The sequence below is a fragment of the Cnuella takakiae genome (assembly GCF_001953305.1).
Lineage (GTDB): Bacteria > Bacteroidota > Bacteroidia > Chitinophagales > Chitinophagaceae > Flavisolibacter > Flavisolibacter takakiae.
Map to the genome: position 1 here is coordinate 4,315,097 of NZ_MTFE01000010.1, position 8,296 is coordinate 4,323,392.

At 52.0% G+C, this 8,296-nt stretch carries 7 protein-coding genes; 6 read left to right on the forward strand and 1 reads right to left on the reverse strand.

All coding sequences use genetic code 11. The features are described 5' to 3' along the window. Positions 1–255: 255 nt before the first annotated feature. From guaA to BUE76_RS18500, 6 genes are all read left to right on the forward strand, one after another. Positions 256–1,794: a glutamine-hydrolyzing GMP synthase gene (gene guaA / locus BUE76_RS18475; RefSeq protein ID WP_073043576.1), complete on the forward strand. Its 1,539-nt coding sequence runs from the start codon at positions 256–258 to the stop codon at positions 1,792–1,794. Positions 1,795–1,990: 196 nt separating this feature from the next. Then, positions 1,991–3,169, forward strand: a complete 1,179-nt coding sequence (locus BUE76_RS18480; RefSeq protein ID WP_073043578.1) for an ABC transporter substrate-binding protein — start codon at positions 1,991–1,993, stop codon at positions 3,167–3,169. Between the two features lie 175 nt (positions 3,170–3,344). Next, the gene (locus tag BUE76_RS25480) at positions 3,345–3,491 is read left to right on the forward strand and encodes a DUF2256 domain-containing protein (RefSeq protein WP_073043580.1); all 147 of its coding nucleotides are present in this window, start codon (positions 3,345–3,347) and stop codon (positions 3,489–3,491) included. 52 nt (positions 3,492–3,543) lie between these two features. Further along, complete coding sequence (locus BUE76_RS18490; protein WP_073043582.1) at positions 3,544–4,566, forward strand: ligase-associated DNA damage response exonuclease; 1,023 nt, start codon at positions 3,544–3,546, stop codon at positions 4,564–4,566. A gap of 73 nt (positions 4,567–4,639) precedes the next feature. Continuing rightward, positions 4,640–6,376, forward strand: coding sequence for an ATP-dependent DNA ligase (locus tag BUE76_RS18495; RefSeq protein WP_073043584.1), 1,737 nt, complete (start codon positions 4,640–4,642; stop codon positions 6,374–6,376). 319 nt (positions 6,377–6,695) lie between these two features. Next, positions 6,696–8,048: a c-type cytochrome gene (locus BUE76_RS18500; protein WP_073043639.1), complete on the forward strand. Its 1,353-nt coding sequence runs from the start codon at positions 6,696–6,698 to the stop codon at positions 8,046–8,048. A 5-nt stretch (positions 8,049–8,053) separates the two neighbouring features. Here BUE76_RS18500 and BUE76_RS24820 read toward each other — a convergent pair. Further along, positions 8,054–8,296, reverse strand: a 243-nt coding sequence (locus BUE76_RS24820) for a hypothetical protein (RefSeq protein WP_216820683.1), incomplete at its 5' end; no start/stop codon positions are given.

Sequence of the window (8,296 nt, forward strand, 5' to 3'; positions counted from 1 at the left end):
AGGCCCGGCTGCATCAGAAAAATCATGACCTTTCAACAACGTAACAAACCAACCCTGTGACACAGTTTATGTAATACTACCTCTGGTTCATTGCAATACCACTATAACCACTTTGCATCTTACCCTATTTATCCCGATTCTCCCCTTTTCTATAAAGCTTTGTAGTAACAGCCCACGACATCTCCCCCCAATTAGCACATTAGCATATTATCACATTAGCACATTAGTTCTTTGTCTTCCTATCTTCGCGTCCTCATGACGGAAAAAATCATCATCCTCGACTTCGGCTCCCAGTATACCCAGCTGATTGCCCGCGCGGTAAGGGAAGCCAATGTGTATTGCGAAATTCTTCCATTTTCCAAAGGCGTACCCGCCGATCCATCCATAAAAGGGGTAATCCTCTCCGGTTCCCCTTTCTCGGTAAATGATGAGGCTGCCCCCCTGGTAGATGTGCGTGCCCTGGCTACCAACAACCCTGTACTGGGTGTGTGCTATGGTGCCCAGCTGACCGCCAAGCAATTTGGCGGCTCGGTAGAGCGCAGTGCCAAACGCGAGTATGGCCGCGCCTTCCTGCACCTGGAAAGTGATGAGCGCCTGATGGCAGGCATCACCCCATCGTCGCAGGTGTGGATGAGCCATGGTGATTCCATCCTGAAACTGCCCGAAAACTTCCGCCTGCTGGCCACCACCGACAGCATTCCTGTTGCGGCCTTCAAAAGCGAGGAAGCCGGCCTGCAGCCGCTCTACGGCCTGCAGTTCCACCCCGAAGTATACCACAGCATCGAGGGCAAAAAAATCCTGCAAAACTTCCTGGTAAATATCTGCGGCTGCTCCCAGAACTGGACACCCGCCCACTTTGTAACGGAAACCGTTGCAGCGCTCAAACAACAGATCGGCGACCGCAAGGTGATTATGGCCCTGAGCGGCGGTGTGGACAGCACCGTAGCGGCTACCCTCATCCACCGCGCCATTGGGCCCAATCTCCATGGCATCTTCGTGGACAATGGCGTGCTGCGCAAAAATGAATTTTACCAGGTACTGGAAATCTATAGGCAGCTGGGATTGAACGTTACCGGCATTGATGCCAGGCAACGTTTTTACGATGCGCTGGCAGGCAAGACCGATCCAGAAGAAAAACGCAAAACCATCGGCGGCCTTTTTATCGATGTATTCCAGGAAGCAGCCAAGGCAGAAGACCGCGACGCATCTTTCCTGGGGCAGGGTACCATCTACCCCGATGTAATTGAATCGGTTTCGGTACATGGCCCTTCGGTTACCATCAAGAGCCACCACAATGTGGGCGGACTGCCCGAGAAAATGCACCTGCAGCTGGTGGAGCCCCTGCGTTACCTGTTCAAAGATGAAGTACGCCGTGTGGGCCGCGAACTGGGCATTCCCGACGACCTGCTCAACCGCCATCCTTTCCCCGGTCCCGGGCTGGCCATCCGCATCCTGGGCGAGATCACACCCGAAAAGGTGGAACTGCTCCAGAACGCCGATGATATTTATGTAAAAGCACTCAAGAGCCACAACCTGTACAATGCCGTTTGGCAGGCAGGCAGCATCCTCCTGCCTGTCAAAAGCGTGGGGGTTATGGGTGATGAGCGCACTTACGAGTTTACCGTTGCCCTCCGCGCCGTAACCTCCGTAGATGGTATGACCGCCGACTGGGCGCACCTCCCCTACGATTTCCTGGCGCATGTTTCCAACGAAATCATCAACTCCGTACGCGGTATCAACCGCGTGGTGTACGATATTTCGTCGAAGCCGCCGGCAACCATCGAGTGGGAATAACCGCTGATGTATTGATTAAAAATGATTTGTATGAACCCGGGAGCGGCAACTTTTCCTGGTACATAAGTTTAACAAGGGGAATTAGCTACCTCATCCATAAATGGAACGATTATAGCTGAGTTCATACAAATCATTTCATCTTTAGTCATTGTGGTTTAATTTGTTTTTCCGTTAGGTCCATACACAATCAAGCGTCATGAAAAAAGGAATCGTTCTGCTATTTGGCCTCCTGCTCCTGGTTCAGGGGGTGGTGCAGGCACAAGCTACCCGCAGGCACAAGATTGCTTTGTTCGCACCGCTTTTCCTGGATTCCGTTTTTAATGGCGCCAGCTACCGCTATGGCAAGGAGTTTCCCAAATTCCTGAACCCCGGGCTTGAATTTTACCAGGGTGCCCAACTGGCCCTGGATTCTTTGCAAAAGGCCGGTGCGCCCCTTGAGGTGTTTGTATACGACACCCGCTCCCGCCGCAACAGCATGGAGTCCATCCTGAACAACCCTGCGCTGAACGGCCTCGAGCTGATCATTGCCAGCGCCAACCCTGCCGAAGTGCGGAGCTTTGCCAATACGGCCCTGCAAAAGAAGATTCCTTTCATTTCCGCCACCCTGCCCAACGATGCGGGGGTGAACAATAATCCTTACGTAGTGATCCTGAACTCAACACTCCGGGCGCACTGCGAGGGCATCTACCGGTACCTGCAGCTCAATCATAGCCGCGACAAGATTGTCTTTCTGCGCCGCAATGGTGTTCAGGAAGGCCAGCTGCGTGATTATTTTACCGAGATCAGCCAGCAAACAACCGACAGGCGCCTGAACTACGAAACGGTAGATGTGAGCAACGGATTCAGCGCCTTTTCCTATGCCGCCAAAATGGACAGTACCCGGAAAACTGTATTCATTGCCGGTAGCCTCGACCAGGGTTTCGGCGACGACCTGGCAGCGGAACTATCCACCATCAGTGACACCTACCCCATTACCCTGGTAGGTATGCCCACCTGGGAAAATATCCGGGGACTGGGCAGCGGCGAGCAAAAAGGGATGGAAATACTCTATACCACACCTTTTCACTACAACCGCGGCGATCGTTTGGCCGCGCAGATCAGCAATGCTTTTGAGCAAAAGATCGACGCCCGCCCAACCGATATGTTTTTCCGGGGTTATGAAACCATGCTCCGCTTTGCCCTGCTGCTTTTGGAAACAAAGGCCGATATAGCTTCCAACCTAACCCGTAAAGGCAACTATGTCTTCACCCAGTTCGATATCCAGCCCGTGTTTACCAATAAGCAAAGCATGACCCTGGACTATTTCGAGAACAAGAAGCTTTACTTCATTCGCCGCTACAACGGTGGCACCGACATCATCCGAACGGCTTTTTAAAGTTTGAATTCCTGAGAACTCCCATCGTAACCCTGCTCCAGTCATTTTAGCCAGCGGTAATCGGGCTTAATCAGCATTTCATTATCCATGAAGTTTTTCCTTCAGGCCTTCCTGTGCTGCCTGAAGCCCGCCCTTCTTTCCGAACATTTCTGCTTTATTGTTGTTGCTAACGCAAATGCACAAACAACATTTACCTTCCAAAACATGCCCCGTTTGCAATCGCCCTTTCCAATGGCGGAAGAAGTGGCAGAAGGTTTGGGACGAGGTTACTTACTGCAGTGAAAAGTGCAAGCGCAATAAGAAGAAAACCACTACTCTTTAGCTGGCCCAACTATTTATTGCAATAATCCCGATTACCCAAACGATAAACCAGAATGTCCCTAATTGAATTTACCGATCGTGGATTGTACTGCCGCAGGGGCGATTTTTATATTGATCCCTGGCGGCCGGTAGACAAAGCCATTCTCACCCATGGCCACAGCGACCATGCCCGCTGGGGCAGCAAGGCCTATCTCTGTCAAACAGATACCAAACCCATCTTAGAAGTAAGGCTGGGGCCGGGCATTTATCAAACTGCAGGATATGGCGAGCATACCTTTATCAACGGGGTACAGGTATCGTTTCACCCTGCCGGGCATATTATTGGCTCTGCACAGGTGCGGGTGGAATACGGCGGGGAAGTGTGGGTGGTGAGCGGCGATTACAAAGTGGAAAACGATGGACTCAGCGGGCAGTTTGAGTCTGTTAAATGCCACTCCTTTGTATCGGAATGTACGTTTGGGCTGCCTGTGTACCAGTGGAAACCACAGGCGCAAATTTTTGCCGACATACAACATTGGGTACTGAAAAATAAAGCTGCCGGCAAATCGTCCATACTCTTTGCCTACAGCCTGGGTAAAGCGCAAAGATTGCTTCCCTGCCTTACCGAGGTTACCGACCGCATACTGGTACATGGCGCGGTATACAACGTGCACATGGCACTGGCCAATGCCGGCATTGCATTACCCGAAGTGCACCGCGTAACACCCGACACGCCAAAGGAATGGCTGAAAGGAGCCGTGGTGATTGCACCCTCATCGGCCGAAGGCACACCGTGGATGAAAAGGTTTTCGCCCTACGTGGTGGGTGTATGCAGCGGATGGATGAACATACGGGGTGCCATGCGCCGCCGCAATGCCGATGCGGGCTTTCCGCTCAGCGACCACGCCGACTGGCCCGGACTGCTCAGCGCCATCAAATCCACGGAAGCGGAATGCGTGTATGTAACCCATGGTTTTACCGCAGCCTTTGGCCGTTACCTCAACGAAATTGGCATCCACTCCAAAGAGGTAAAAACGGAATATGGGGATGATGAAGCAGCAGAAAAATCCACCGAACTGGCGGATACCATCGCATAAAAAACAGCACCCGCTGCCTCTGCTTACCCAGGTAAGAGGGAGATAGCTCCAGCACATTATAAAGCACTACCACATGCGTTCTTTTGCCGAACTTGTAGCTACCCTGGGCACCACCACGAAGACCAACGAAAAGCTGGACGCCCTGGTGCGCTATTTCTCGGTTGCTGATGACCGTGATAAAGTATGGGTAATTGCCATCTTCAGTGGCCGCAGGCCCAGGCGGGCCGTTAATACCACCCAGTTGGCTACTTACTGCGTAGAGGTGACCCGGCTTCCATTCTGGATGTTTGACGAATGCTGGCATACCGTTGGCGACCTGGGCGAAACCATTGCCCTGCTGCTGCCCGAAAATGAAACCGCTCAAGCGGAAAGACCGGAAGATGAACGCCCGCTTTATTATTATATCGAACAGCTCAAAAAGATAGAGAAGGAAGAAGAGTCCGTACGCAAGCAGTTTATTCTTGAAAGCTGGGCCGAAATGAACCGCAGTGAACGTTTTGTATTCAATAAGCTCATCACGGGCTCCTTCCGCATTGGTGTTTCCCAAAAACTTATGGTAAACGCATTGGCAAAAGCTACCGGTGCCGAGGCATCCGTTATTGCCCACCGCATTTCCGGCAATTGGGATCCAACCACTATTTCTTTTGATGAACTGACCGGGGAAGAAGCCCATGCTACAGATATCTCCAAACCCTACCCCTTCTATTTGGCCTATGCGCTGGAAGACGCCCCCGCAAGCTTAGGGCTCCCGGAGGAATGGCAGGTAGAATGGAAATGGGACGGCATCCGCGGCCTCATCATCAAACGCCAGGGCGAACTCTTTGTTTGGAGTCGCGGCGAGGAGTTGATGACAGAAAAGTTTCCCGAGTACCACAGCCTGCAATACATCCTACCCGATGGTATTGCACTTGATGGGGAGATCATTAGCCTCCCCGCGGGCCCCTCCCCAGCCCTCCCCGGTGGGGAGGGAGCAGGAAAAAACCCTGGAGGTAGTAATAGTGAAATTCTTAACAACGGAGTCTCTAACTCCCCCTCCACCGGAGGGGGCCGGGGGGAGGCTTTCCGCAAACCCCTTCCCTTCTCAGCCCTTCAAACCCGTATTGGCCGGAAGAACGTTACCAAGAAACAGTTGCAGGAAGCGCCTGCCGGCTTTATTGTATACGACCTGCTGGAATATGAAGGCGCAGACTGGCGCACCCGGCCCCTGCAGGAACGACGCGCCAAACTGGAAGCACTGCTGTCCCAGTGGGAACACCCTGCACTGATATTGTCGCCCATTGTCACTTTTACGGAATGGGAGGAGTTGGCTGCCCTGCGTGAGCAATCGCGGGAGATGGCGTCGGAAGGGTTTATGCTCAAAAGGAAAAGCTCAACCTACCAGGTGGGCCGCAAACGCGGCGACTGGTGGAAGTGGAAAATAGACCCGCTCACCATAGATGCGGTAATGATCTATGCGCAAAAAGGCGCCGGCCGCCGCAGCGGGCTGTATACCGACTATACCTTTGCGGTACGGGATGGCGATAAACTGGTGCCTTTTACCAAGGCTTATTCAGGTTTAACAGATAAGGAGTTTGCACAGGTAGACGCTTTTGTAAAAAGGAATTCGATTGAAAAATTTGGTCCGGTGCGCACGGTAAAACCCGAACTGGTATTTGAGATCGCTTTTGAAGGCATCGCTGCCAGCAGCCGGCACAAAAGCGGCGTTGCCCTTCGCTTTCCCCGTATGCTGCGGTGGCGCCAGGATAAGAAAGTGGAAGAAATCAACACACTGGAAGACCTGAAACAGTTATTGGAAGTGTATGGCAAATGAGGGGAATGGTAAATGGTGATTGGCGGGTAGGGAAAAGAAAAGGCACCATTAATGGAAGGGACTGACATTCTGAACAAAACAAGCCAATTCCAAACTCATCACCCCACACCTTACTGGTTACCCCACAACATAAGGGCAATAATGATCACAAGTGCCAGGAATGTTTTCAGCAGGAGCAAAAAGACTTTGCCTACAATACGTTTCATAAAGGTTAGTTGAAGCAGGTTTATTTTTTGCAATTCCTATACCGCTCCATGCAGCTAGATCCAACATTTTCCCCTCTTTATTCGTTGGAGATAAGATGGCACGTTTAACCATAATGACTATTGTACTTTCCAGCCTGGTGGGCCTTAGCGCCAGCATAGCCGAAAGGCTGGAACCCGTACCCATTCCGGCAACCAAACAGCGGGTGGGTGATGCACAAAAAGGCTATACCTACCTGGTTACCGGCGATTATGTACGTGGCGGCCTCCCGCCTTTCATTTTCAACCTGAGTCCCAAGGAACCCGTATACCTGGACCGGGAGGGCCGCAACAAAAAGCTCCCGCATAGTTTTACCGCTGTTACCGCTCCCAACGGCGAACCCCTGGTAGCACCCAACTGCCTGCAATGCCATGCACAGGTGTTTGAAGACAAACTCTACATAGGCCTGGGCAACAGCGCTATTGATTTCAGCAGCAGTGCGCCCCGCCCTGCTACAACGGCTATAGGCATGCTGGAAGGGGTACTGAAAACAACAGCACCCAAACAATACGAGGCATCACATCCTTTTTTGGAAGTAACCCGCACCATCTCACCCGGGCTGGTTGCCGAAGTGCGGGGCGTGAACCTGGCCATGCGCCTGACAGCCCTGTTGGTTGCACACCGCGACCCGTTTACCCTTCGGTGGCAGAAAGAAGCCACCATGCCCGTACCTGATGGTGCCATTCCTTCCGACACACCGCCCTGGTGGCTGCTGAAAAAAAAGAACGCCATGTTCTACAATGGCTTTGGCAGGGGCGACTTTGGCCGGTTCCTGATGGCCTCCAACCTGCTCACCACCTCCGATAGCAGCGAAGCCGCCGCCGTTGACCGCCATATGCCCGACCTGCTGGCTTACCTCTATTCTATTGAACCACCCAAATATCCAAAGGAAATTGATGCACATTTAGCCGGTGAAGGCAAGCTGGTTTTTGAGAAGAAATGCAGTTCCTGCCATGGCAAATACGGCGATAAGGAAGAATACCCCAACCTGTTGATACCACAGCCGATCATTGGTACAGATTCCATGCTCCACAAAAGCAACCAGGCCGCGCCGCAGTTTGTAAACTGGTTCAACAACAGCTGGTTTACCCAGGGCGACCACCCCGCCCGCCTCGAACCCTTTGATGGCTATATAGCCCCGCCGCTCGATGGCATCTGGATCACGGCGCCTTACCTCCACAACGGGTCGGTACCCACGCTGGAAGCTTTACTGAACAGCAAGCTGCGCCCCAGGTACTGGTCGCGCAACTTTGACAAACCGGAATACGACTATGAAAGGATTGGCTGGAAACATGCAGTGCATGATGCGCCGCAAAAAAAAGCCTATAACACCGATATTGCCGGCTACGGAAACTATGGCCATAATTTTGGCGACCGGCTCACGGATGTGGAAAGAAAGGCGGTGCTGGAGTATTTAAAAACACTTTAGACATCCTACTTACCTTCCTGAAGTTTATGATGAATAAGGCCGGCAACATAGAGCGCTCCACCTCCTTGTATCATTCGCTCTATTTGCCTGATCATTAACCTTGCACTCCTATTTAAATATCTGGTTGAGGATTGATAAGGAACATAAAAAAAGGTGGCGATAAACGCCACCTTTTTTGTTATTGCTATGCCTCGTCCTAAAATAGGTTGACACAAAAGTTGACTTATATGAGTAACACTGGAGTTAAG

Coding starts and splice junctions, on each gene's coding strand:
- BUE76_RS25480 (WP_073043580.1), top strand. CDS start 3,345: ATGCACAAACAACATTTACCTTCCAAAACATGCCCCGTTTGCAATCGC.
- BUE76_RS18495 (WP_073043584.1), top strand. CDS start 4,640: ATGCGTTCTTTTGCCGAACTTGTAGCTACCCTGGGCACCACCACGAAG.
- BUE76_RS18500 (WP_073043639.1), top strand. CDS start 6,696: ATGACTATTGTACTTTCCAGCCTGGTGGGCCTTAGCGCCAGCATAGCC.
- BUE76_RS18490 (WP_073043582.1), top strand. CDS start 3,544: ATGTCCCTAATTGAATTTACCGATCGTGGATTGTACTGCCGCAGGGGC.
- guaA (WP_073043576.1), top strand. CDS start 256: ATGACGGAAAAAATCATCATCCTCGACTTCGGCTCCCAGTATACCCAG.
- BUE76_RS18480 (WP_073043578.1), top strand. CDS start 1,991: ATGAAAAAAGGAATCGTTCTGCTATTTGGCCTCCTGCTCCTGGTTCAG.